This is a genomic window from Pseudomonas sp. EA_15y_Pfl1_P101, assembly GCF_963970835.1.
Taxonomy (GTDB): domain Bacteria; phylum Pseudomonadota; class Gammaproteobacteria; order Pseudomonadales; family Pseudomonadaceae; genus Aquipseudomonas; species Aquipseudomonas tritici.
In genome coordinates this window covers 233818-257820 of sequence record NZ_CAXAPA010000009.1, presented here as the reverse complement: position 1 = coordinate 257820, position 24003 = coordinate 233818, and the positions used below count along the sequence as shown (strand labels likewise).

General features: G+C 58.6%; 21 protein-coding genes and 3 pseudogenes. 19 read left to right on the top strand and 5 right to left on the bottom strand.

What is annotated here, in order from left to right:
• Positions 1 to 420: 420 nt before the first annotated feature.
• A pseudogene (locus AACY36_RS16690) lies at positions 421 to 1051 on the top strand (LysE family translocator).
• A gap of 14 nt (positions 1052 to 1065) precedes the next feature.
• On the opposite strand, the gene inhA reads toward AACY36_RS16690, so the two are convergent.
• Entirely contained in the window at positions 1066 to 1746 is a 681-nt protein-coding gene (gene inhA, locus AACY36_RS16685) for an isonitrile hydratase (protein WP_339421108.1), read from the bottom strand.
• A gap of 90 nt (positions 1747 to 1836) precedes the next feature.
• Between inhA and AACY36_RS16680 the strand changes: the two genes are divergently transcribed.
• On the top strand, positions 1837 to 2805 hold the full coding sequence (locus tag AACY36_RS16680; protein ID WP_339421106.1) for a GlxA family transcriptional regulator: 969 nt from the start codon (positions 1837 to 1839) through the stop codon (positions 2803 to 2805).
• Here AACY36_RS16680 and AACY36_RS16675 read toward each other — a convergent pair.
• The 3 genes from AACY36_RS16675 to AACY36_RS16665 all read right to left on the bottom strand — a co-directional run bounded on the left by AACY36_RS16675 (position 2802) and on the right by AACY36_RS16665 (position 6440).
• On the bottom strand, positions 2802 to 3701 hold the full coding sequence (locus tag AACY36_RS16675) for an alpha/beta fold hydrolase (RefSeq protein WP_339456294.1): 900 nt from the start codon (positions 3699 to 3701) through the stop codon (positions 2802 to 2804). The two genes, AACY36_RS16680 and AACY36_RS16675, sit on opposite strands and share 4 nt — an antisense overlap.
• A 122-nt stretch (positions 3702 to 3823) precedes the next feature.
• Complete coding sequence (locus AACY36_RS16670; protein WP_339421103.1) at positions 3824 to 5647, bottom strand: glycoside hydrolase family 15 protein; 1824 nt, start codon at positions 5645 to 5647, stop codon at positions 3824 to 3826.
• Positions 5640 to 6440: a glucose 1-dehydrogenase gene (locus AACY36_RS16665; RefSeq protein ID WP_339421102.1), complete on the bottom strand. Its 801-nt coding sequence runs from the start codon at positions 6438 to 6440 to the stop codon at positions 5640 to 5642. Before AACY36_RS16665 ends, AACY36_RS16670 begins: the two co-directional genes overlap by 8 nt.
• Positions 6441 to 6694: 254 nt before the next feature.
• Here AACY36_RS16665 and AACY36_RS16660 point away from each other — a divergent pair, with 254 nt between their 5' ends.
• The 13 genes and pseudogenes from AACY36_RS16660 to AACY36_RS16605 all read left to right on the top strand — a co-directional run bounded on the left by AACY36_RS16660 (position 6695) and on the right by AACY36_RS16605 (position 17526).
• Positions 6695 to 7399: an HAD family hydrolase gene (locus tag AACY36_RS16660; RefSeq protein WP_339456293.1), complete on the top strand. Its 705-nt coding sequence runs from the start codon at positions 6695 to 6697 to the stop codon at positions 7397 to 7399.
• A 25-nt stretch (positions 7400 to 7424) separates the two neighbouring features.
• Positions 7425 to 8648 carry a transaldolase family protein gene (locus tag AACY36_RS16655; protein WP_339497311.1) on the top strand — a complete coding sequence of 408 codons (1224 nt, stop codon included), beginning with the start codon at positions 7425 to 7427 and terminating at the stop codon, positions 8646 to 8648.
• Positions 8645 to 9373 carry a sulfotransferase-like domain-containing protein gene (locus AACY36_RS16650; RefSeq protein WP_339428140.1) on the top strand — a complete coding sequence of 243 codons (729 nt, stop codon included), beginning with the start codon at positions 8645 to 8647 and terminating at the stop codon, positions 9371 to 9373. The genes AACY36_RS16655 and AACY36_RS16650 overlap by 4 nt, the downstream gene beginning before the upstream one ends.
• Before the next feature lie 10 nt (positions 9374 to 9383).
• Positions 9384 to 10109 (top strand): SDR family NAD(P)-dependent oxidoreductase, encoded by a 726-nt coding sequence (locus tag AACY36_RS16645; RefSeq protein ID WP_339421095.1) that lies wholly within the window; start codon positions 9384 to 9386, stop codon positions 10107 to 10109.
• A complete protein-coding gene (locus tag AACY36_RS16640) occupies positions 10106 to 11242 on the top strand; it encodes a hypothetical protein (protein WP_339497310.1) in 1137 nt (378 codons plus the stop codon). The genes AACY36_RS16645 and AACY36_RS16640 overlap by 4 nt, the downstream gene beginning before the upstream one ends.
• 7 nt (positions 11243 to 11249) lie before the next feature.
• Entirely contained in the window at positions 11250 to 12020 is a 771-nt protein-coding gene (locus AACY36_RS16635; RefSeq protein WP_339421092.1) for a class I SAM-dependent methyltransferase, read from the top strand.
• Positions 12021 to 12030: 10 nt separating this feature from the next.
• Entirely contained in the window at positions 12031 to 13260 is a 1230-nt protein-coding gene (locus AACY36_RS16630) for an MFS transporter (RefSeq protein WP_339428142.1), read from the top strand.
• Complete coding sequence (gene cysC, locus AACY36_RS16625) at positions 13257 to 13871, top strand: adenylyl-sulfate kinase (RefSeq protein ID WP_339421089.1); 615 nt, start codon at positions 13257 to 13259, stop codon at positions 13869 to 13871. Before AACY36_RS16630 ends, cysC begins: the two co-directional genes overlap by 4 nt.
• A gap of 107 nt (positions 13872 to 13978) precedes the next feature.
• Positions 13979 to 14623 (top strand): CGNR zinc finger domain-containing protein, encoded by a 645-nt coding sequence (locus AACY36_RS16620; protein WP_339421087.1) that lies wholly within the window; start codon positions 13979 to 13981, stop codon positions 14621 to 14623.
• A gap of 82 nt (positions 14624 to 14705) precedes the next feature.
• Positions 14706 to 14921, top strand: a pseudogene (locus tag AACY36_RS28330) (hypothetical protein); the annotation flags it as partial.
• A 473-nt stretch (positions 14922 to 15394) separates the two neighbouring features.
• Entirely contained in the window at positions 15395 to 15967 is a 573-nt protein-coding gene (locus AACY36_RS16615) for a hypothetical protein (RefSeq protein ID WP_339419978.1), read from the top strand.
• A gap of 169 nt (positions 15968 to 16136) precedes the next feature.
• Positions 16137 to 16391 carry a hypothetical protein gene (locus AACY36_RS16610; protein ID WP_339419980.1) on the top strand — a complete coding sequence of 85 codons (255 nt, stop codon included), beginning with the start codon at positions 16137 to 16139 and terminating at the stop codon, positions 16389 to 16391.
• Between the two features lie 217 nt (positions 16392 to 16608).
• Positions 16609 to 17526, top strand: coding sequence for a hypothetical protein (locus AACY36_RS16605; protein WP_339419982.1), 918 nt, complete (start codon positions 16609 to 16611; stop codon positions 17524 to 17526).
• 53 nt (positions 17527 to 17579) lie between these two features.
• Here the strand turns inward: AACY36_RS16605 and AACY36_RS16600 are convergent, their stop codons facing one another.
• Complete coding sequence (locus AACY36_RS16600; RefSeq protein ID WP_339419984.1) at positions 17580 to 18731, bottom strand: MFS transporter; 1152 nt, start codon at positions 18729 to 18731, stop codon at positions 17580 to 17582.
• Positions 18732 to 19080: 349 nt separating this feature from the next.
• Here AACY36_RS16600 and AACY36_RS16595 point away from each other — a divergent pair, with 349 nt between their 5' ends.
• The 4 genes and pseudogenes from AACY36_RS16595 to AACY36_RS16580 all read left to right on the top strand — a co-directional run bounded on the left by AACY36_RS16595 (position 19081) and on the right by AACY36_RS16580 (position 23989).
• A complete protein-coding gene (locus AACY36_RS16595; RefSeq protein WP_339419986.1) occupies positions 19081 to 20067 on the top strand; it encodes a diaminopimelate epimerase in 987 nt (328 codons plus the stop codon).
• A 304-nt stretch (positions 20068 to 20371) separates the two neighbouring features.
• Positions 20372 to 22390: pseudogene (gene tssI / locus AACY36_RS16590) on the top strand (type VI secretion system tip protein TssI/VgrG).
• Positions 22390 to 23226 (top strand): DUF4123 domain-containing protein, encoded by an 837-nt coding sequence (locus AACY36_RS16585; protein WP_339419990.1) that lies wholly within the window; start codon positions 22390 to 22392, stop codon positions 23224 to 23226. The pseudogene tssI and the gene AACY36_RS16585 overlap by 1 nt, the downstream one beginning before the upstream one ends.
• Complete coding sequence (locus AACY36_RS16580; protein ID WP_339419992.1) at positions 23219 to 23989, top strand: hypothetical protein; 771 nt, start codon at positions 23219 to 23221, stop codon at positions 23987 to 23989. Before AACY36_RS16585 ends, AACY36_RS16580 begins: the two co-directional genes overlap by 8 nt.
• The last annotated feature ends 14 nt before the right edge of the window (positions 23990 to 24003 follow it).

Below are 24003 nucleotides of genomic sequence, written 5' to 3'. Positions count from 1 at the left end.
CATTATTTTTAGTGGCATTTTATTGACATTCCTTGTCTGGGCACTGGGTGATTGGGTGTGTTTTTGAGTGTAGGAACAAATAAGGAATTTTTCCTGCTTTAAGGAAAAAGCTTTTTTGCAGTGCGCTGGGAAAGAGGGACAAAAGAGAGGTGGCAGGGCGCACTAAGTGCCCTGCCCATCGGGTTTGCGCCCGCTCAGAAGTTACCTTTCAAACTAATCAAAAAAATGACGCGGTTCACCCTGGAAATTGCCGCAGAAGCTACGCCTACGTTCCATTTCGACAGTGCGGTGTCCAGCGGGTATTCACACCACGAGCGTGCGGCCATTCGCGATTACCAGAAACAATGTATCCATCACAATTTTTTGTTCGCACACGGTACGCCGATTAGTCTGCAGGCTTTTCCGGTGGATGGCTTGAGCATGATTGACCTTGCAGCCCTGGCGGTTTTTTCGGGTGCTGTGCTGTTGCTGCTGTTATCGCCTGGGCCGAACATGGCCTTTGTGATCAGCCACGGCGTGACTCATGGCTGGCGCGGGGGAGTGGCATCAGCCTTGGGTATCAGCGTGGCCGACCTGTTGCTGACCGCATTGACCGCCACGGGGGTGACGGCGTTGGTCGCCAGTTGGCCGCCATCCTTCGATTTGATCCGCTATGCGGGAGTGGTCTACCTGCTGTGGCTGGTGGTCAAGACGTTGCAGAAAAATCCAGGGCTGGGCGCGGCCCAGGTCAATCGCGTGCCCCTTGGACGAGTGTTTCTGCAGGCCATGTTCAACAGCCTGCTCAACCCCAAGGCATTGCTGTTTTTCGTGGTGTTTTTGCCGCAGTTTATACGGCCGCAGGGGGGGGGCAATTGCCGTGCAGTTGATGGTGCTCGGGGGCGTGCTGACGTTAATCGCTGGGGTGTTTCATGCGGTGCTGGGCATTTTTGGTGGTGCGCTGAGCCGATTCTTCGCCAGGCGCTCAAAAGGCGCCTGGCTACAGAAATGGGGTTTGGCGACGGTGCTGATGGTGCTGGCCGTGCGCCTGGCGCTGATGTCTCGCCCAAGCTGATTCAACGCACGATGTCAGCCCAGGCGTGCAGCTGCGCGTGCGACGATCTCGCCGCGAACTCTGCGCGATTCGGCCGTGCGCTTGTTGGCTTCCTCCAACACGTGCTTGGGCGCAGTGTCCGGTCGGCCTGCGTCGAACGGTGGCGCTGGCGCATATTCAATCTGCAACTGCACCAGTTGCGCCGCCGCGTCGCTGTACAACTCGGCCGCCAGGGTCAGGGCGAAGTCGATGCCGGCGGTGATGCCGCCACCGGTGAACAGGTTGCCATCACGCACCACGCGCTCTTGCACCGGGGTCGCGCCGAGCGGGGCGAGCAGGTCGTGGTAAGCCCAGTGAGTCGTTGCCCTGCGCCCGCGCAGCAAACCCGCCGCGCCCAGTACCAGCGAGCCGGTGCACACCGAGGTCACATAGCGTGCGGTTTGCGCCTGGGCCTTGAGGAAGTCCAGGGTGAGCGGGTCTTCCATCAACGCGCCGACGCCGGAGCCGCCCGGTACGCAGACCACATCCAGGCGCGGGCAGTCGGCATAAGTCATGGTCGGGGTGAACACCAGGCCGGTGCTCGAGGTGACCGGTTGCAGGTCTTTCCACACCAGGTGCAACTTCACGTCCGGCAGCGAACCGAGTACGTCATAGGGGCCGGTCAGATCCAGTTGTTGGATACCGGGGAACAACACAAAGCCGATCTGCAAGGTCATGAATAGCGCTCCGTCAAAAGGGTGGACGGCTTCACTCTAGAGGCCTAGGCTTTGGCGAATACGCCATTGAGCCCACGAATCACGCCAATTATGCCCAGAATCGTCCATGTCCTCGCTTTTGATAATGCCCAGGTGCTTGATGTGACCGGGCCGTTGCAGGTATTTGCCTCTACCAATGACCTGGCGCGCCAGCGTGGCGAACCCTTGCCTTACGCCGTCTCGGTGATCGCCGCGCAAACGCCGCCGGTGATGACCTCCGCTGGCCTGGCATTGGTGGCCGAGCCGCTGCCTACCGTCGATGCACCGTGCGACACACTGGTGATCGCAGGCGGTTGGGGCGTGTACGGCGCTGCCGAAGACCCGGCCCTGGTGGGTTGGGTGCGTGAGAAAGCCAAGCACACCCGACGCATGACTTCGGTGTGTACCGGTGCGTTCCTGCTGGCCGCCAGCGGCATGCTCGACGGCTGCCGCGTGGCTACCCACTGGACGCGTTGCGAAGAGCTGGCGCGCCAGTTCCCCTCGTTGACGGTGGAATCCAACCCGATCTTTATCCAGCAGGGCGCCGTCTGGACCTCTGCCGGCGTCACCGCTGGCATTGACCTGTGCCTGGCGTTGGTGGAACAAGACCTGGGCCGCGCCGTGGCCCTGGAAGTGGCGCGGCACCTGGTGGTATTCCTTAAGCGCCCCGGTGGCCAGTCGCAATTCAGCGTAACCCTCTCCCTGCAAAAAGAGGGCAGCCGTTTCGCGGACCTCCACGCCTGGATGGCCGAAAACCTTACCCTGGATTTGAACATCCCGACACTGGCCGCCCAGGCCGGCATGAGTGAACGCAGCTTTGTACGCCACTATCGCGCCGAGACGGGTCAGACCCCGGCGCGTGCCGTCGAATTGATCCGCGTCGAAACCGCGCGCCGGCAACTGGCCGACAGCACGGCGTCGATCAAACGCATTGCCGTGCAGTGCGGGTTTGGCTGCGAGGAAACCCTGCGCCGCAGCTTTCTTCGTGCCTTGTCGGTAACGCCCCAGGCTTATCGTGAACGCTTCGCGCCGGTGACTTAGGGGAGCAATTCCAGCAGCGCATCAAGCGTGGCGTGCGGCGCTTCCTGAGGGATGTTGTGGCCCACGCCGGGCAACACCTGGCGCCGGTAAAACCCACTGAAATGCGCCACGTCATCATCCTCTTCGGGGGGCGGGCCCACCCCGTCATCGGCACCGCACAACGAAATGCTCGGCACCGAAATCGCCGGCTGCAACATCAGGGCCTGCTCGATGGCTTCGAGTGCGGGGTCGCCAGGCGCATACATGAAACGGTGGCGATAGGAATGGATCACCACCTCGACAAAGTCCGGGTTATCAAACGACGGCGCCGTCTGCTCATACAGCCCCGGTCCTTCGGTCCAGGACGGCGACCACAGTGACCACAGCAGTTCGCAGAGTTCGCGGCGGTTGGCGGTCAAGCCGTCGACACCGCGCTGGGTATGAAAGTAGTACTGGTACCACAAGCGATGTTCCGTCTCGGGTGCCTGTGGCGCCAGCGACTTGGCGATGTCCTGGATGTTGTAGCCGTCACCGGTCACCAATCCACTGACGCGCTCGGGCCACAGCGCCGCGACGATACACGCGGCACGTCCACCCCAGTCGTAGCCGGCGAGGGTCGCCTGTGGGATGCCCAGCGCATCCATGAAGTCCAGCAGGTCCTTGGCCAATGCCGCCTGCTGTCCGGAGCGCATGACGTGTTCGTTGATAAAACGCGTCGGACCGTAACCGCGCAGGTACGGCACCAGCACTCGCAAGCCATGCCCGGCCAGTACCGGCGCTATCGCGTCATAGGCGCGAGGGTCGTAGGGGAAACCGTGCAGCAGGATTACAGGTTTTCCGTCAGCGGGGCCGTGGGCTTCATACGCCACATCGAGCATGGAAGTACGGATGTAAAGCAGCGGGGCATTGGTGGTCATGGTGAGCGTTCATCGGCTGGCCAGAGGTGCTGGAACTCTAGCCGAAAGCCGTGAACGGAAGGGGTGGAATTTAAGGTAATGGGCTGACGTGTGTGGCCCGAGGTCAGCGCCGCTCGGCGACCTCAGGGTTGCCAGGTGGTTTTTTCCCCGCTGAGTTTACGGTCCAGGAACGTCGCTGCGCTGATCAACGCCAAGTGGCTCAAGGCCTGAGGCGTATTGCCCAAGTGGCGGGCCTGGCTGTCGAACTCTTCTGCGTACAGCCCCAGCGGGTTGGCGTAGCGCAGCAGTTGTTCGAATTCCAGGTGGGCCTTTTCCACTTGCCCGGCGCGGGCCAGGCATTCGACGTACCAGAACGAGCAGGCCGCAAATGCGCCTTCGGTGCCTTGCAGGCCGTCGATCTGGCTGTCGTCGTTGCGATAGCGGTAGACCATGCCGTCGCGCACCAGGCTTTTCTGGATGGCTTCCAGCGTTGAGAGCCAGCGTGGATCGGTCGCCGCGACGAAGCGCACCAACGGCATCAGTAGCATCGAACCGTCGAGCGCGGTGCTGCCGATATGCTGCACAAAATGTCCGCGTTCCTCGTTCCAGAAGTTGCTCCAGATGTCGGCATAGATCGCTTGGCGGGTCTGGTCCCAACGTGCAAAAGGCGCCGGCAGCGAACGCTTGGACGCCAGGCGGATGGCGCGGTCCAGCGCGACCCAGCACATCAGTCGCGAGTGCAGGAAGTGATGCTGCTCGCCGCGCATTTCCCAGATGCCTACGTCTTTGGTGTTCCAGATCTCGCAGACCTGATCGGTGACTTCTACCGTATGTTTCCAGCCCTCATGAGAGATGGCTTCGCCGTACTTGTTGACCAGGTACACCGCGTCCATCAGTTCGCCGTAGATGTCGAGCTGAATCTGGTCGAACGCCTCGTTGCCAATGCGCACCGGCTTGGCGCCGCCGTGGCCGCTGAAGTGGTCCAGTTGGGCTTCCGGCAGCTCCTGGCGACCATCGATGCCGTAGAGAATATTGATTTTGGTCGGCTGGCCGCAGCAGTCACTGACGCGTCCTTTGAGCCAGCTCATGTAAGCGTTGGCTTCTTCGACAAACCCCAGGCGCATAAAGGCGTAGACGGTGAACGAGGCGTCGCGGATCCAGGTGTAGCGGTAGTCCCAGTTACGTTCGCCACCCGGCGTTTCCGGCAGGCCGAAGGTGGCAGCGGCGATGATTGCGCCGTGTTTGCGCGAGGTCAAAAGCTTGAGCGCCAGGGCCGAGCGGTTGACCATTTCGCGCCAGCGGCCACGGTAGTTCGACTGCGCGATCCAGCCGCGCCAGAACTTCAAGGTGTGGGCCAGCGCCAGGTCGGTGCAGCCGCCGTCGACGCGTTCATCCTCCTGGCCGCCCAAGACGAACTCGGCACCTTCTTCCTGGTCCAGGGTAAAACTGGCCACGGCTTCGCCGTCCTTGATCTGCAACGGCTGGCTGCTGGCCAGGCGCAGGCCAGGTTGGCCGTCGGCGCTGAAGCACACCTTGCCGTTGTCGAGGCTGGCGTGGGTAGGCGTACGCGCGTAGTCGTGGCGCACCGCGCAACGCAGATGAAGGGTGGCCTTGCCACTGACCACGCGCACTCGGCGGATCAGCAGCGGCAGGTCTTCGATTTCTTCGCTGATGACCAGCAGATCAGTGATCTCCACCACGGCTTCGTCGCTGAGCCAGCGGGTTTGCAGCACGTTGGTGTCGGGCAGGTAAATTTGTTCGCGCCGCGCGTTGGGCAGGTCCGGCGCGAGTTGGAAAATGCCGGCGTCGGGGGTGTCCAGCAGCGAGCAGAAGATCGACGGGCTGTCGAATTCCGGCCAGCAAAAGAAGTCGATGCTGCCTTTATCGTTTACCAGGGCCGCACTGCGCATATCGCCGATGATGCCGTGGGCATCGATGGCGCTTTGTTGCTCGTTCTGATCAACCATTTCCACGAAACTCCGGATAAAGGCTCATGCCGCCATCGATAAAGAGCGTGCTGCCCACGACGTAGTCGGAAGCATCACTGGCCAGCCACACCACGGCGCTGGCTACATCTTCTACATCGCCGACGCGGCCATAGGGAATCAGCTTCAGCAGTTCCTTCTCTGCGGCGCCTTCAGTGGTCGCACGGTTGATCGCCGTACGAATCGCGCCGGGCGCAATGCCATTGATGCGGATGCGCTGTTCGCTGACCTCCTGGGCGAGTGTGCGCATCAGCATTTCCACGCCACCTTTGGACGCCGCGTAATTCACATGCCCGGCCCAGGGGATCAACTGGTGCACCGAGCTCATGTGGATGATTTTGCCTGCCGCCCGCGACACACCCTCGCGCACGCCCTGGCGATTGAAGATCCGCACAGCCGCCCGCGCACACAGAAACTGGCCGGTGAGGTTGACGCCGATCACTGCATTCCAGTCGTCGAGGCTCATGTCGACCAGGTTGGCGTCCTTTTGCATGCCGGAATTGGCTACCAGGATGTCCAGGTGGCCGAAGGCATCCAGCGTCTGGGCAAACAGCCGCTCCACGTCCGCTTCTTTAGACACGTCGGCGCCGATCGCAATCGCCCGGCCGCCGCTGGCATTGATCTGCGCGGCGAGGGATTCGGCGGGCGCCGCCTGGGTGTTGTAATTCAGCACCACGGCCGCTCCGGCCTGTGCCAGAGCCTTGGCCGCGCCGGCACCGATGCCCGAACTGGCGCCTGTCACCAGTGCCACTTGTTGTTCCAACGAAATACGCATTGCTCACCCAGCCCTAAATTCGTGAGTTCAAGTAGCTGACTGATAGCGCGCAAGGGAAGTTCACCCGTGTGAAATGAGCGACTACAACCATGGTGAAAAATGGAATAACAGAACTATAAAAAATAACCATAAGATACTAAAAAACCGTTCAAAATCGTTTGACAGGATTTTTCGCCCCGTGTTTTATAGGCACACCTCAACCCGCTCCGTTGGTAGTTCGGAAGTCATCGCGGGGCCAGCGATAAGAGATATCTATGTGCCTCTTGGCCGATACAGGGGAACTGCCCGTTCAGGAAACAGCCGCGGCCTTAGTGGGTGTGCCTAAGTTAGTTATCTTTGATTGCGACGGTGTGCTTGTCCAAAGCGAAGAAATAACCCTGTCGGTGTTGATTACGCGGCTAAATGCATTAGTGCCGGACGACGCGATGCTGGATGTCACACGTTTTATCGAGCACTTCCGTGGGCGCAAGATCGTTGAATGTTTACGCGAAGCGGAACAGCTTTTAAATATTCGTCTAAACAGTCAGTTTGAACAGCACTTTCGCAAGCAGGCATTGGACGCACTGACAAAAAGTTTAAAAGCCACTGAAGGCGTGATTGAAGTACTGCAAGCGCTGACGGTTCCCTTTTGCGTGGCGTCCAGTGCGCCACGTGACAAGATAGAACACTGTCTGCGCCTCACCGGGCTGTTCTCTTATTTCGAAGGGCGAATATTCAGCTGTTATGAGTTGGGCCGTTGGAAACCTGACCCCTTGGTGTTTCTGACAGCGTGCGACACTTACGGTATTGACGTGAGTGATGCATTGGTTGTTGAAGACAGTGTTACCGGTATTCAGGCTGCTGTTGCCGCCCATCTACGTGTCCTGGGTTTTGGCCCTGCGCATCGGCATCCGCAGTTAGTGGCTGCTGGTGCACTGCCGATTGCCGATATACGTGAAATGTTGGCCGTTTTTAATTGATCTTATTACTCAGGGAGGAGGCGTCGTGAATACACGTGGTTACGTAGAACGGCTTAAACGCAACGATCACACTTCAGAAGTGTGGTGGGATTCATCGCCTGCCGTGTACCTGCCTTATAAACTGCACCTGCTGGAAAAGTACCCGGCGGCGACGCCTTATATAGATGCGTTGATGCCGGATGATATCTCCCAGCCCAGGGGCGTGTGCAGCGTGACCACCAACCCGCGGTTGGTGACGGCCGTTATCCTCGAAAAGCGCGAGTATTGGTCATCGCGTTTCAATCTCGCGAGCCTGTCTCCCAGGGAGTTGCGCAAGCAGTTGTACAACGAAGTCATCCTCGAAGGCGCCGCGACGCTCACGCCGCTGTGGGTTCAGTCGGCGCAGGTCGAGGGCTGGATTTCCGCCCAGGTAGACCCGGTGGATGTGCGATGCGCCGAGCGCATGACCGCCAGGGGCCTGGAACTGCATTGCCTCGCACCGAACGTGATGGTCAAGGTGCCTGGCAGCCTGGAGGGGCTGGCGACTGTCGAACAGCTGGTAGCCCTGGGCGCGTCGGTGAATATCACCTTCTGCTTCACGGTGGCGCAGTTCCAGGCCGGTATCCAAGCCATCGAGCGCGGCATGGCGACTGCACACAGCAACGGGCTCGACACCCGTCGCTGCAAGTACGTCATCACCTTCATGATCGGGCGTTTCGCCTGCCAGCCCGAATTCACCTTGCAGGCGGCGGAGCGTGGCCTGGTCTTGAGTGCCGAGGAGCTGCGCTGGGCCGAATTGATGATCTACGAGCAGGTGCAGGCGCTGGTCGCGGCCTCGACCGTGCCGGTCAAAACCTTGCTCTCCAGCATAAAAGTCGACGTGGACGAGCGTGGCAACAAACACTGCTGGCACTTGGAAAAAACCGGACAGACGGCGACGTGCTACACGCTGACGCCGGAGGTGGTGGAGTTTCTGATCGAGCGCGAGAGCCACGGCAAGCCGGTAATGCCTGCGGTGGGCCCTCAGAAGCCGCCTGCGTCGACCTTCGCCAAGCTGATCCGCATCCCGTATTTCTACGAAGCCTATTTCATCGACAGCATCGAGCCGTACGACTTTGGCAACCACGAGGCGTTTATCAACGCCTGCAATGAAGCCAACAGCGCGCACCGACGCCTGGCGGACTACTGCGTACGGTTGTGCCCGGTGACCAAACTTTTCAAACGCGCGCTCAACGCGCTGCTGGCCGCCGAATTCGGGGTGATCGCATGAACCGGATGATCGGATTGTGGGCCCACCCACGTTCGCGCTCCACCGTATTGGAGCGCGTGTTTATCGAGCGAGGGGATTTCGAGGTCTTTCACGAGCCCTTTGCGCATATGGCGTTTTCAGAGGAATCGGCGATCCCTTCGGATGAGTGGGATCACAGTTTCCCCACCACTTACCAAGGCATAAAAGAACACTTAGTCACTGCGCGCGAACGCACTAACGTTTTTCATAAAGATATGTGTTACCACTGTTTGGATGATTTGAAAGTTGATGTCGGCTTTCTGGCGCAACAGGACAATATCTTTCTTATTCGCGAACCTGCCAGCAGCATTATTTCTCATCATCGGGTCCACCCCGATATGCCGTTGCAGGCCATCGGGCATAAAGCGCTCTACGACATATTCTGCGTGGTCACTAAACTCACCGGCAACGTGCCTTACGTGATCAATGCAGATGATTTGGCCGCCGAACCGGAGCGGGTGATTCGCCAGTTATGTGATCACTTGGGTATTGAGTTCTTGCCGCACGCCATGACGTGGAAGCGAGCGTGTCCACAACAATGGAAAACCTGGCGGCGTTGGCATGTGGCGGCGGAAAACAGCGAGCGTATTGTTCCGCCGCACGAGCAGCACATTGATATCGAGGCGTTCGACCGACATTCGAAGTTAAAGGAAATGTATGAGTACCACCGGACGTTTTACGCGCGCATGAATGAATTTTGCCGATAAGGATTGTTGTATGAAGAAGTTAATTGTCACCGGGGCGGCCAACGGAATTGGTCGGGCGACTGTTGAAATGGCCATTCAGCAGGGTTATTTCGTTATCGGTGCCGACAAGGACGCCGACGGCCTGAAAGTGCTGCAGGATCTCTATGATGCTGATGTGTTTGAAGCGCACAGTGCCGACTTTTCCGATAAGGCAGTTATCAAGGGTTTTATTCCCGCCTTGTATGAGCGTCACGCGACCTTCTTTGGACTCGTCAATAATGCGGGTATTTACCACGGCAAAAGTGTCTACGCCTATTCCGATGAACAAATAGACGAGATCCTCAACGTCAACCTCAAGGCGCTGGTCTATCTCTCCAAAGACTTCGCCGAACGGGAAATGAAGCACGAGGCCCCGCGCAGTATCGTCAATATCGCCTCGGTGGCGGGTGAAGTCGGCAGCTGCGACGCCCTCTACGGTGCCACCAAGGCGGCGGTGATCGGCCTAACCAAGGCCAACGCCTGGAATTTCGCACCGTTTGTGCGGGTGAACGCGGTGTCCCCGGCGCTGATCCACGAAACCGCCATCTACGACACCATCCCCGAATACCGGCGTGCTGAGTACGCGCGCCAGGAAGTCCTCAAGGACCCCATCCTGCCGAGCGGCGTTGCCGAGGTCATCATGCTGCTGGTCGGCGATGCGATGCGCCACATCACCGGCAGGGTCATTCCGGTCGATAACGGAGCCTACCCACGATGAGCCAGTCGATGCCCAGGAAAAAACTGCTGGTGGTCGGCGCCGGCAACCTGTGCCTGCAGATCCTCAAGATTCTCGGCCCCAAAAACGCTTTCGACTTTGTAGTATTGGGCCGCAATGAAGAGGCGACGATTCGGCTGTGTAACCTGGTAGCACTGTCGTGTGCGCAATTGGGGCAATTCATTGCCATCAAACCGGTGGTCGCCGACCTGACAAATATCGCGAAAGTCGCGCAACTGCTGCGTGAAGAAGCGCCGGATATGCTGGTGAACTGCGCGTCGCTGCAGTCCTGGCGGGTTATTACCGGGTTACCCAAGCTTTCGTTCGAGAAGCTTGACCAAGCCCAGTTCGGTCCCTGGCTGCCCATGCACCTGACGCTGATGCATTGCCTGATGCGAGCGGTAAAAGCCTCGGGCATCACCACTAAAACCATCAATGCGGCGTTCCCCGATGCGGTCAATCCGATTCTGGCGCGCATTGGCCTGGCGCCGGATATCGGCGTGGGCAATGTGGCCAACCTGGTTCCTGCCGTGCGTTTTTCCATCGCCCGCTTGCTCGAATGCGCGCCCGCTGATGTGCAAGTGCAGCTGTATGCCCAGCATTACTTCAGCCACTACGTGCCGCGTGGTGGCTTGCCCCCGCGTGCCAGTTACCGGCTGTTGTATGAGGTGCGCGACCGGCCGGAACTGGCTGGTCCGGCCGCCGAGGCGATTTTCTCTACGGTGAAATCCGAACTCCGCCGCCTGGGCGGGGTGGATGGCCAGTTCCTCACGGCATGTTCCGCCGTCACGGTCATCGAAGGGCTGTTTTCACCCACGCCAGTGTTGGTGCATGCGCCAGGCCCGCTCGGGCTTCCGGGCGGTTACCCGGTGTTGCTGCACGAGGGGCGGATCGAGGTGCAGTTCTCCGAGGCTTGCCCAAAGGACGAAGCGGTGCGCATCAATACCATTTGCCAGGGCCAGGATGGCATTGACGAAATCCATTGTGATGGATCAGTCAGCTACAACCCGCAATGCATGGTCGTCATGCAATCGATGCTGGGGTATTCCAAGAACACCATGTCTATCGAGCAGTCCGCCGAGTTCGCCCTCGAGTTGGCGAGCAAGTACCTGTCCTTCAAGAACTCAACCTGGTAGGTGTGTGATGAATCAGATTTCCGAGCGCAAGCACAACGAAGTGGCCAGTTATTCCACGCAGTACTCGGCGGATTTCGTCGAGCGTTGGGATGAGTTGATCGACTGGGAAAAACGCAAGGCAGGGGAGGGCGGGTTCTTTGAAAACCTGCTGCACAAGCACGGCGTGCGCTCGGTCATCGACGTATCGACGGGCAGTGGTTTTCATGCGGTGCAGCTCAAGCAGGCGCGCTTTGATGTGGTCGCCACGGATGGCAGCAGCACGATGTTGACCAAGGCGCGGGCGAACTTTCGCAAACACGGGCTGGACATCGAGTCCTATTACCGCGACTGGCACTCACTGGACCCGCAGGAGCTGGGCCAATTCGACGCCGTGGTGTGCCTGGGCAGTTCGCTGTGCCATGTGTTCGCCGCTCATGACCGATTGAGCGTGTTGGCGAAGTTCAGGGCATTGCTCAAGCCGGGTGGCTTGTTGATTGTGGATCAGCGTAATTTCCTGGCCATTCGCGCGGGTAACTTCAAAGCCAGCGGGAATTATTATTATTGCGGTACACACGCATCCGTGAGCTTGGGGCAGGTCGATGAGCACCTGTGTGAGTTCATCTACAACTTTGATAACGAAGAACGGTACACGCTGAAGGTTTACCCGTTGTTGCCGGGTGAGTTGGCCACTGAAATGCTCGCTTCCGGGTTTCGAGCCCATGAGAGCTACGGTGATTTCAAGTCTGTCTACGACATGATGAATTGTGATTTCGTCATCCACACCGCGCGCGCTGAATGAGAGGTCGATGATGAGCACACTTGTTCAGAGCAATACCCGCCCCTTGGACAGCGTCGTATTGGCGGTCGTCCTCACTGGCTTCGTGGCCAGCACCTACGGGTTTGGCGTGTACCTGTTCGCCAACCTCGTGGTAGACATGCGCCGCGACATCGGCTTCGACTACACCACAGTGGGCTTGATCACCGGCGGCGCGCAGATCGGATTCCTGTTGTTCTCGTCAGTGACCAGCTATATCAGCCGGTTTTTCGAGGGCTGGAAAATCAGCCTGGTGTCTACGGTGATGACCTCCCTGGCGCTGCTGGGCCTGAGTATCAGTGACAGTATCTGGCTGTCGGGCGCTCTTTTGATCCTGCTCGGTGGCTGTTCCGCCTCGGTGTACATACCGTTGGTGGAAATCGTCACCAAGGGTTTCAGCCCGGGTAATCGCTCCCGGGTCATGGGGCTGATTTCCAGTGGCACCAGCTACGGCGTGTTTATCAATGGCTTGCTGGTGTCGTTCCTGACATTGAATGGCGGCTGGCGCTCGATCTGGCTTACCGCTGGCCTGATATCGGGTGTGCTGTGCGTGGTGGCGTGGTTTCTGTTGCGCACCCTGGCCACGAGCCGCGACACCGAATTTTCCGAGGAGCGCGCCGCTGCATTTGACAGTCAACGACCCTGGCTCAGCCGTTCGTTGTACCTGACGTGGGCCATCGCCTTTCTCAATGGCATGGCGCTGCTGCCGTTCCAGACGTACCTCGCGCCGTTCCTGCGTGATGAGTTGGGTGTGTCGGTACAAGACGCCGGGTTTATCTGGACCACCATCGGTGCCGTGGGCATGGCGTCGGGTTTTCTGGTGGGGTGGATTGCCGACAAGGTCGGTGTGCGGGCGTCGCTGGCGATGTGTTTTCTCAGTGCCGGGCTGGCCGCCACCCTGGTGTTCAGTTTCAACAGCCTCCCGCTGTTCTACCTGGCGGCGTTTCTCTTTGCACTGGCGTTTTACCCCATCTTTGGGCTGGTCCCCAGTTACATCGGGCAAATCGTGCCGGTCAACCGGTTGATCCAGGCCTTTGGCATCGCCAACGTTCTGATCGGCTTGGGTGGGGTGTGCGGCAACTTCCTGGGCGGCTTTTCCAAGGACCTGACCGGGTCGTTCTCGACGGTCTACTGGGGTGTTGCGCTGTTGTTGTTCGTGCAATGCGTGATGGTGTTCATGTTGGGTAAACAGCCTGTTTCGGTCGAGGAGGGCGAGCAGTCATGAGTTATTTTCCAGACAGTCAAAACCAGAATCTGCATGCGTTCGCATTCAGCCACCGGCGCGCCGAACACAGGCGGACGAACCACAAGCCCGCCGTCATCTGGATGACCGGTATCTCTGCTTCCGGTAAGTCGACCATCGCTGATGCGCTGGACATTGCCCTGCAGGAACAAGGGCGGATCACGGCCATTATTGATGGCGACTCGGTACGTGGTGGGCTGTGCCGGGACTTGGGTTTTACCGACAGCGACCGCGATGAGAATATCCGCCGGGTCGCCGAGGTCGCGCGGCTGATGCTCGACGCGGGGCTGATGGTGATTGTCGCGCTGATTTCACCCTCATCGGCCAGCCGGCACTACGCGCGCTCTATTATCGGCAATGAATACTTCGTGGAAGTGCATGTGGACGCGCCGCTGGAAACTGCCGAACAGCGTGATCCTAAAGGCCTGTATAAAAAGGCTCGCGCGGGGTTGATCAAGAACTTCACCGGTATTGACTCCAATTATGACGTGCCGGTGTTTCCGGAAGTGCACGTGAACACCCAGGCGCTTTCCGTGGCGCAGTCTGTGGCGGCTATCCTTGATTGGGTGGCGCATAACGACGAGCGCACCTAGCCGTCTGTCTTTGCGTCAGGTTTGCGCCGGGATCGCAATGTCTGCCCTTCAAAAAAACAAGGTAATCTGCGCCATCGCAAGGAGAATGCGTTTTTTCAGGAGCAGGCATGACACATTTTACGGGCACTGCAAAATCGATCCGTCTGATTGGTGGGGCTCGGGTATTGGACTTTATCAATACCACCAATGGTCGTCGTCCCGGCACCGCACTCAAGGTCCTGGAAGAGCGACTCACCAGCTTTCAGTTCTTCTTTGAATGGGCATTCCATGCGTCGTTGATCTCGGCCCAGGAGTTTGCTGACTACAAGCCGATGGTGCTTGAGTCATCGATCGCCTACCAACCGGACCTGGATGCCGTTATTGCATTCAGGGAGTGCCTGTACGAGGTGTTCTATCCGTTGTCGTTGCGCGGCGCTGCACCCGATGAGGCGTTGCAGCAGATTAACCAAACGTTCCAGCACGGCGTCGCACGGCGCGTGCTGCGTTCTGTCGACGGTAAGCCTGCCTGGGAGTGGAAGCCCTGCAGTACGGCACAGGAACTGACGGCCACGGTGCTGGGGCGCCTGGCGATAGACGCCACGCAATTGCTGGTATCGGGTGATTTGCAGACGTTGCGCAGTTGCACCTCGACTGACTGCGATTGGGTGTTTCTGGACGTCTCCAAGAACAAACAGCGCAAATGGTGTCAGATGAGCGTGTGCGGCAGCCGCGAGAAACTCAGCCGACTCAAGCAGGTTGGCGGCGCGCAATAGTTTCGAGGTCATATGGCGGGTAGCAATTGCGCCACTTAATAGGAAACATTACTATTCACGCCCGCCTCACCCGTGCCCCCGCAACGATCCCTCCCTCAACGTCGGTGTACGTGGCCTGACGTCGCACCTGTCACCACGCTCCACCGTGCTGATCGATGGTGTATCGGCTGCATTCGCGCCGTACGGCCAGCCACAGCTGTCGATGGCGCCGATTTCGCTGGGTAACCTCGATAGCATTGACTCGACATGTCCGCTCATCCTGGCCAGGCTGGGCGGCGACCATGCCCATGGTGTGGTTTGTCTCTCACGCCTTCAGACGTTCTTCCTACCTCGATTCTGGAAACTATCAGTGGCCTCAGGAACCGGCTCCCACAGTTCTGCCACATAGGATATGCCTGCCTCCACGGGTTTCCTTGACGCCTCCTTAAGCGCCGGGGTAGCTGGAACAGTGAGGTCAGGCACCTGAATACACCGAACTGGAGAACTAGAATGTCGGTATCAGCATACAATCAGAGCGTCGCTCCTTCCCTCGATAACGCCTCTCTCGCAGATGCAAAGCCCAGCACCGAGCGGTCTGCTACCGCGTCCAGTGCCCAGGTCACGATAGGCGTCAATTTCACCTCTCATCCTGGTCAATGCGGCCCAGTTTTCGGTTGCCCGCCACCGCGGCCAGTCCCAGAAAACGTGCGCCCCAATCCCGGCCCGCCGCCGCGGCCAGTCCCAGGAAACGTGTGCCCTAATCCCGGCCCACCTCCGCGCCCGACCCCCACGTTGCCCGACCCTTATTACTCCAAGCAAAGCAACGAGCAACTGGCCCAGGGGCTTTTGAATAATTATGACGCGCTCAAGGGCCGCTGGCCTTCGCGCGAGGTCACGCGCCAGAGCTTGCAGAAAATGGCCAATCAACCGTTAACGGGCAACCCCTACAAGGACCCAAACATCCGATTGGCGAACGAGTTGCTGCGGCGTCCCGGGTTGCTGCAATCGCTTGACCGAAATGGCTGCACCGGTGCATTGGATGGCCGTTTGTCCAAGAACGATATCCGGAGCTTTGTTCGTTCAGATAACCCCTTGAAATTGAATGACGACAAACAGATCGTCCAAGACGTACTGAATAATTTCAACGCATTGAAGGGTGGCTACTTCAGCAGCACGATAAAGCTCAGGGAGCTCAAGGCACGCGCCATGCAGCCGTTGACGGGCAACCCTTACACCGACCATCTCACCCAGCTGTCGAGGGAAATCATGTCCCGTTCAGATCTGAGGTCGGCGATGGACAATATCGTCAGTTGGCAACGCGATGGCAAGATCTCTCGACAGGAATTGTACGCACTGCTTCGTTAGACCTGGGCTGTCTTCTGCCGTGCACACGCGGCAGAAGTTGACAGGCGTTTGATGCAGTAAATACAAACCTGGCATGCAGGAACCGTTTACGGAAATGCACCACCAAGAAAATATCCACCGGTCATTGATTACCGGTGGGGGCCTTCATCTACCGGATTAGGTCTGGACCATGAATTCGACATCATTTGAATCCCGTCATTCCCAGTACAACGCCTCGGCCCGGGCCGGGCTTACGCAGGAGGCAGAAAGCCCAAGAGCGTCCCAGCTGCAGGGGCTCAACCTCACATCCTCGCCCAAGTTCAGCTTCAAGGCGCCCACCGCCGAAGATTTTGACAAAGGCTCTCGGGTGTTCATGGAAGAGTCGGCGCCCAGCCCTGTGCTTTCAGTGTTTGCCAGCTTGTGGAGCAAGTTGTCCCGCCGCTAGCAGGCCATTCCAGGCCATGGATGGCCCGCAAAACTGAGGCGGTTACAAACGCTCAAGATTCACCGGGTCATATCGGGCGTCTTGGACGACCGTCTGCGGAACCATTGTTTTCTGAGAACCACTCAGTCGGTGCTTGTGCCATCTTGATTTCGAGGCGTTTTCGAGGATCAGGCAATCAGGCCCAGGCTACGGAATCTAGATAGGGTGGAGGTGAATCATGATTGGTAGTGTCAATAATCCGGGCTTTACGCAAACGGCGGCGCCAGCGACATCAGGGCCGACGGGAAACGGTCAGTCTCGTTTTGAGGTCGATGCTCGCGCATTAGGTAAACCGCTGCCAGCGGCGCAGCCAATCAACTCCCGATTCGCGAATGGCGCCGACCGGCACTTTGACGGTCAGAATCTGTACGGAGGCATGACGAAGGTTGGCAACCCCTTTGTCAGCTCAGACGACCATCTGCTGGCGACTGACCTGAAGAACAACCTGCCATTGCTGGACGCCTTCAAGAAAGAGGGACGACTGACCCAAGGCTCTTTGCAGGAGATTGCCAAAGAGGAACCCAACAGCAGCAAAGTCTCCGAGCGCACGATTATGTTGGCGCGAGAGATACTCAACCGCCCCCGGCTAAACGACGCCATTATTGCAAAGGGCGGTGAAATCACGCATGAAAGCCTTACCTCAGCGGCCGACGCACAGATCGGTAATACCAACCCCAACACGCAGAGCGCGGATCCGTTCCATGCGAAAACTGACGCGCAGGTCGTCCAGGCATTCAAGGGTATGTTCGATGATTTGCGGGACACGTCGGAAGACCGCACTTTCTTTTTCGGTACACAAAGACATCGTTACGTGAAAAAAGACACGATTATCGAAATCAGCAAGGACCCCAATCAGACGGGCAACAACGGTGAGCCTCTGCGGGATGTACGCACCGGGTTTCCTTTGAAAAAATACAGCGAACAACAAGTTTATCTGGCCAAGAATCTAATGGAGCGACCCGGGTTGATGGCTTCTCTGGATAGCTACAAAGCCAACGGTTACAGCCCGTTCGGTAGCCTGAATGACGATGGGTGGTTGAAGAACTACAGCATTGACCGCTGGCTGGAGAACGATAAGGCAGAGAGGGGACATTAAGGGCACACGCGTGCATGAGCATCTTGAAAGACGCTGCTCATGCCGTTATGCGGTCATACCCGCAGTATTTTCCCACTGACCGCCACCGCTGCCAGCAACACGCCTATCAACAGGAAGGCGGTTGCCAGGCTGCTGCCATGGGCGATAAATCCAATCACGGCAGGCCCGGCTAATATCCCCGCGTAGCCCAAGGTTGTAATGGCTGGCACGGCAATGTGTTCTGGCATGACATTTTGTTTGCCGACCGCGGAATAGAGCACGGGAACAATATTGGAGCACCCGGCGCCTACGAGTGCATAACCCAACAATGCCACTTCCCAGTCTGGGGATAATGTGGCGAGGAATGTGCCGGCGGCGGCGAGGGCGCCACCGACCACGATGACCCAGGTCGCGCCCAGCCGGCGCACGATTGCGTCACCGGTCAACCGCCCGGCAGTCATGGTCAAGGCAAATGCCGCGTAACCCAGGCCAGCATAGGCTTCGTCCAGGCCGCGCTCGTCACTGAGGAACACTGCGCTCCAGTCGAGCACCGCACCTTCGGCGAGAAACACGATAAAACACAAACAACCGATGAACAGCACCACGCCGTGGGGCACGGCAAAAGCCGGGCCCGAACTCTCACTGCCATAAGGCAACAGATGCGGTGCGGCCTTGAGCAGCGCCGCCAGCGTAATGACGATCACCACGAGGGTTGCCTGTAGCGGCGACAGGCCCAGCCCCAGTAATGCCGAAACCCCCGCCGCGCCGACGATCCCTCCCAGGCTGAACAGCCCGTGAAAGCCAGACATCATGGTTTTGCCGCTGGCCCGCTCGACGATCACCGCCTGCAGGTTGACGGTGGAATCCACCGCGCCCAAGCCAGCACCAAACAGAAACAAGCCCGCTATCAGTAACGGGATTGAACTGACTGTCGCCAGCATCGGCAACGCCAGGCAAATCATGATTGTCCCGGCGCTCAACACCTTTCGGCAGCCATAGCGCGAAGCCAGCGCACCCGCCGCGGGCATGGCGATGATCGAGCCGACACCCAGGCACAACAACAGCAGGCCCAGCGTCCCTTCGCTCAGCCCGGCGCGGGCCTTGGCATACGGCACCAGCGGCGCCCAGGCCGCGATGCCGAAACCGGCGATAAAGAAAGCGATACGGGTCGACATTTGCTCCAGCCGCCCGGGAGCCACGGGCGCTGAGGTGGGGATGGCAGTCATGAATAATCCTTGGTCTTGCGTTCAACGAACGATGTCCGGCGCCACATCGTTGCATATCAGGCCGTGGCAGGCGAGCCGGGCTCTCCTGGGATTCTGCTGGTCGTGGACTTGGTTTTTAAAACCTGGAACGTAAGGGCAGTTTGCAGCCACGTGTGCAGTATCGAGTGTGTAGGAGGCGGTCTGGAAGGTGCGTAATCCCTATGGGGGCTTTTGAACCCCTGGATGCTAACGGTGGATTCCCACCTTCCAGGCCGCTTCCCATCATTGGTAGGTTCTGTAATACGCTGTTGTCTCAATAGGTAGGCAAGCGGACGGACTCATTGATGAAACACTTCAGGCAAACAACGTCATGACCCTGTTCTATGACGCCCGCGGCAATATCTACGGCGTGGTCAGCCCGGCCTCATTAAGAGGCAAGGGTATTGATATGCCCGAAAGCGCTGCCTTGGCCGCGCAGACTCGTGACCGTTGGACAACATCCGCCATCGCCTGCGAATGCGATTGGGGCTCGACACCTCGCCTGGCCGGCGCAAAGGCCCACCGCAGTGACGGCCTGCTGGTCGGCCCGTTCCAGGCCGAGCCGCCGTTTGACCTGCTGATCGTTAACACCGACGGCTCTTTGGCCGAGCGCAGTGGCAATGGCTTGACGATTTTCGCCCAGGCGCTCACTGACCAGGGCCTGATGACTGGAGCCAGTGAGTTGCGGGTGCATCACGACAAGTCGGATGCGTTGACACCGGTACCGACACGGGTTGAGCCGGCAGTCCATGAACAGGTTGCGGGGTTCTGGCTTGAGCTAGGTTTTCCAGCTTTCGGGCCCATGGCGGTGGGGGCGCAGGCCGTTGGTCGGACGATGCTTGGCGCAATTGAACTGAGCCACGTGAGCGCGTTGGCGGTGATCAACCCACAGTGGGCAACCAGTCAGTTTGTGCGGGTGGGTAACCCTCATTGTGTGACGCTGGTCGAGCACGTTTCGGCATTGCCGGATAACGCACAGATGCAGCAGCCAGCCCTGTTCGAACCCTTGAAAGCGATTGCCTTCTCGCCTCCAGCGGGTGGCGGTGAACCCTGTGTGGCCGGTATCAACTTGCAATGGGCGGCGCGCCAGTCCGACAACCGAGTCATCGCACGGGTGTTTGAGCGCGGGGAAGGGCCCACTGCGTCTTCCGGAACCAGCGCCAGCGCTGTGGCTTGCGCGGCATGGCGTGCTGGATGGGTTGAGAGCGGTGAGGTTGCCGTGGTGATGCCGGGTGGCATTGCGCCGGTGCGTTTGCACGCTCAGGGCGAGACGTTACTGAGTGTCAGTCTCTTCGGGGCTGCAAAGCCGCAGGCGTGAGGTTGCTCAACCGCTGATGCTTCGATCCGGTGTCAGCTGTTTCTCTATCTGTTAGTCGTTCCAGCGAAAGTTTGCGTAGGGCATTTCTTATTACTAGGAAGTGGCTCATTGACTCATTTTCTTATTTTGTAAAAGACACTTCCAACGTCGTCGTACGAAACTTCTTTTTTATTTTAAAACGGCCGATTTCTGCCTGGAGTCGCTAAGCTTCGAGGCGTTCAAAGACTTTTCTCAGCAACGTATTCCATGTTTAGCGAGAGGAAGTATCTCAGGGCGTTCATTCATTAACGGCGGGTAACAACGGATGGTTAACGCGTTTGTTTTTTCACGTTTCAATCTGATTCTTCCACGCATAAATATCGACTTACAAGTACTGGCATTCAAAGGCAGTGAGGTCCTTGATCAACCGTTCTTTATCCACGTGCAGGTGGTCAGTGAAAACCCTTCCCTTGATCTACAGGCGTAGCTTCACCAACCCGCCTACCTGGACTTTGGCGAAATCAACGAAGGCCTGCATGGTCAGGTTTACGCCGTGGGCCGGGATGACCCGGGCCGGCGCATCACTCGTTATCACCTGACCCTGGCGCCCCGCCTGGCTTACCTTGCACACCGGCATGACCAGCGGATTTTCCAGCAGCGCAGCGTGCCGCAGATCATCGCGGCGGTCCTGGAGCAGCATGGCATCCTGGCGGACGCCTATGCATTCGAGCTAGGCCCTGTGGTTTATCCGCCGCGCACGTTCTGTGTGCAGTACGCGGAAAGCGACTTGCACTTCATCCAGCGGCTGTGTGAAGAGGAGGGTATTCACTACCATTTTCGTCACAGTGCGGACGCTCACCTGTTGGTCTTTGGTGATGACCAGACCGTGTTTCGCCGCTTGCCCGTGCAGCGCTACTGCCCCGACGGCGGGCTGCAAGCGGATACAAAAGTGATCCAGCGTTTCGACCAGCGATTGGCCACCCGTAGCCAAAAGACGGTGCGCCGGGATCACGACTTTGAACATCCCTCGTTGCACCTGCAGGACAGCGCGGGTTCTGCTTCGATACTCCCGCTTGAGGACTATCGGTATCCCGCTGGATTTGCCGGCCATGCCCGTGGCAAGCAATTGGCGCGTCGAGGGCTGGAGCGTCACCAGCGCGACCGGCATCGAGCATTGGGCAAGAGTGATCAACCCTTACTGCACAGTGGGCATTTCCTTGAACTGCGTGATCATCCAGACCCCTCCTGCAACGACCTTTGGCTGATCACTTCGGTGCGTCACGAGGGTTATCAACCGCAGGTGCTGGAGGAGGCTACACCTGCGGCTGACGTGTTCCGGGGGTATCGCAATCGCTTTATCGCGACACCCTGGCAAGCTGTGCATCGGCCGCCCCTCAAGCACCCCAAACCGACCATCAATGGCAGTCAGACCGCAACCGTGACGGGGCCAGACGGTGAGGACGTGCATTGCGACGCCTATGGCCGGGTGAAAGTGCGCTTTAACTGGGACCGCCTGGACAAGGCGGATGATAAAAGTAGTTGTTGGGTTCGGGTTGCGTCCGGGTGGGCCGGAGACGGGTTCGGCGCAACGATGATCCCGCGCGTGGGCATGGAAGTACTGGTGACCTTCCTGGAAGGGGACCCGGACCGGCCGCTGATCAACGGTTGCCTGCCGAACGCGCTGCACCGGCCGACCTATCCTTTGCCGCAGCACAAGACCCGCAGTGTTTTGCGCAGCCGCAGTTCCCTTGGCGGCGAGGGCTCCAACGAAATGTACCTGGAAGACCGTCGTGGCGAAGAGCTTGTTTACCTGCGTGCGCAGCGCGACTTGGAGCAACGGGTCGGTCATGACAGTCGGTTGGAGGTTGCGGGGGAACGGCGAGAAGTCATCCATGGTTTAAGCACGACTCACGTTGAAAGTGAAGAGCATCGTCATGTCACCGGCGATCGCAAAGTCGTGCTCAAGGCGAGCGACTACCTTGATGTGCAAGGCGATAGCCGGACCCACGTGACTCAGAACTTGGTCATTGAGGCGGGGCAGCAGCTTCACCTCAAGTCCGGCGCCAGCCTGGTGATTGATGCCGGTGCGCAACTGAGCCTCCGGGCGGGAGGAGAGCATCTGGTCATCCAGGCGGGCGGCATCTTCAGCAGTCGCCCTATCACCCTTGGTGGTTCACCGTCTGTGGTCCAACTGGCGAACGCCTTGACGGTGTCCGATGTGCCAAAGACCTCCAAGGTACAAGGCAGCATCATGAACCTGTCCAGGCACCTGGGGGCGGACTACTGCCCGGTATGCGAGCGCTGTCGTGAAGGCTTGTGTGAGCTGCCGGGGAGGGCTGCCTGATGCAGAACATGCCAGACCATTGGATGGCTCAACAGCAGCGCGCTGGGCGACAGCTGTGTTTGATCCTTGAGGGACAGAGTAACGCGCGACAGCCGCTGCTGGCGGCGCGCAGTTTGTCAGAGTATCGCAGCCTCTATGGCGAGACCGCGCTGGCGGAACTGGCGGTGGAAGGCCCGGTGATCCTTCTGTTGAAACAGATAAGCGAGCCCGTGCTGCTCAACCTCTTGCAACAGCCCGAAACGAACTGGGGCTGGCTGGGCTCTTTGCCAAGCGAGGACCTGACAGGCGTGGCTCAACACTGGCGCGACCGTTTGCTGGTGGGGCAGGAAGGCGAGCAATCGATGTACCGTTTTCATGACAACCGCACTCTGGCGCGTGCATTGGCCTATCTGTGCCTGGAGCACTGGCCGGTATTCCTCGGCCCGTTGATCAGCGTGTGCTACTGGCACGAAGACCGCTGGCGCACGGGTGACAACCCGGCTCCCGGTGAGTATCCGCTGCCTGACCCGATCCCTTGGCTGACCACGCCCAACCCAAACGCCGAAGCCATCCTGCACGCCAATATCCTGCGTTACCTGTTGACCGAGCACAGCGAAAACTTGGTCTCACTGGTGGAATTCCAGGACCCGAGAATCTGGCTGACACAGGTGCTGGAACAGGCGCGCGCCTGGCAATGGCGGGACCCGGAGCAGCTGGAGTTTTTGGTGGTACGCAGGTTGGAGGAGGCCACCAGGAACAGCTTTATCCGGTGGCAACCGAAGGAGGGAGAAACACCGCAGGATCATTTTCAACGGGTGGTGGAGCAGTGGAAATTGATGGGGGAAATGGATGGGTAGGCGGAGTGTTGGCGTGTTGGTCGCGTTAGGGCTAATGGGCTGTGCGGGAGAGCCGGTTGATAGCGTGACGTTGGAGGTGGATTTACCTGCGGAATTCCGCTTCATCGGCGGCGCCAACTATGGGCCAGCGACCGGTGAGATCTGCACGTTGCCGAGGCGTCGAGGCAAAAGACCCGAGAGGAAGATCTTTATTGCGCGTTACAAACCTGTGGCTGAACGGGTGAGTTTTAAACTGCCATTGGCTGAGGTGATTGAAGGTTGTCCTACGGTTTTGCGTAGTGTGAATTTTGATATTTATGCGAAGTGGGGAAAGCGTGATACGGACGTAAGTGGCGATATTGCAGGTTTCTCAATTAGAGATCCGTCGAACGCCGATTTACCTGGGATGCCAGAAACAGGGATTCAGGAACTGCATAAGCAATGTCAGTGGTTATTTCGGACGGTGGGGCCGCAGCACGCGATCATCAAGGTGCTTGTATGTAAGTCCTTCGGGCTGGCGAGTCAGCCGCAAGAAGAGCGTGCAGGAGTTCTTGTTGAACGGGATCAATTGCCGGGAAAAACACTCAGGGTGGTACTGAGCGTTACTGATGAGGAAGCCCCCGCAGTGGGTGATAACTGGTTAGCCGTTCCAGGCGGCTGGAAGCGTTGTAAAGGTGAGAGCTTTGAAGATTTGTTTGCGTTTTGTAATGGCAATATCACCGATTTTAAGCCTGTAAAAATTCCGGATGGTCGCGTATGTGACGTCTATCCATCGTGTAAGTAATAAGGGACAAGCTC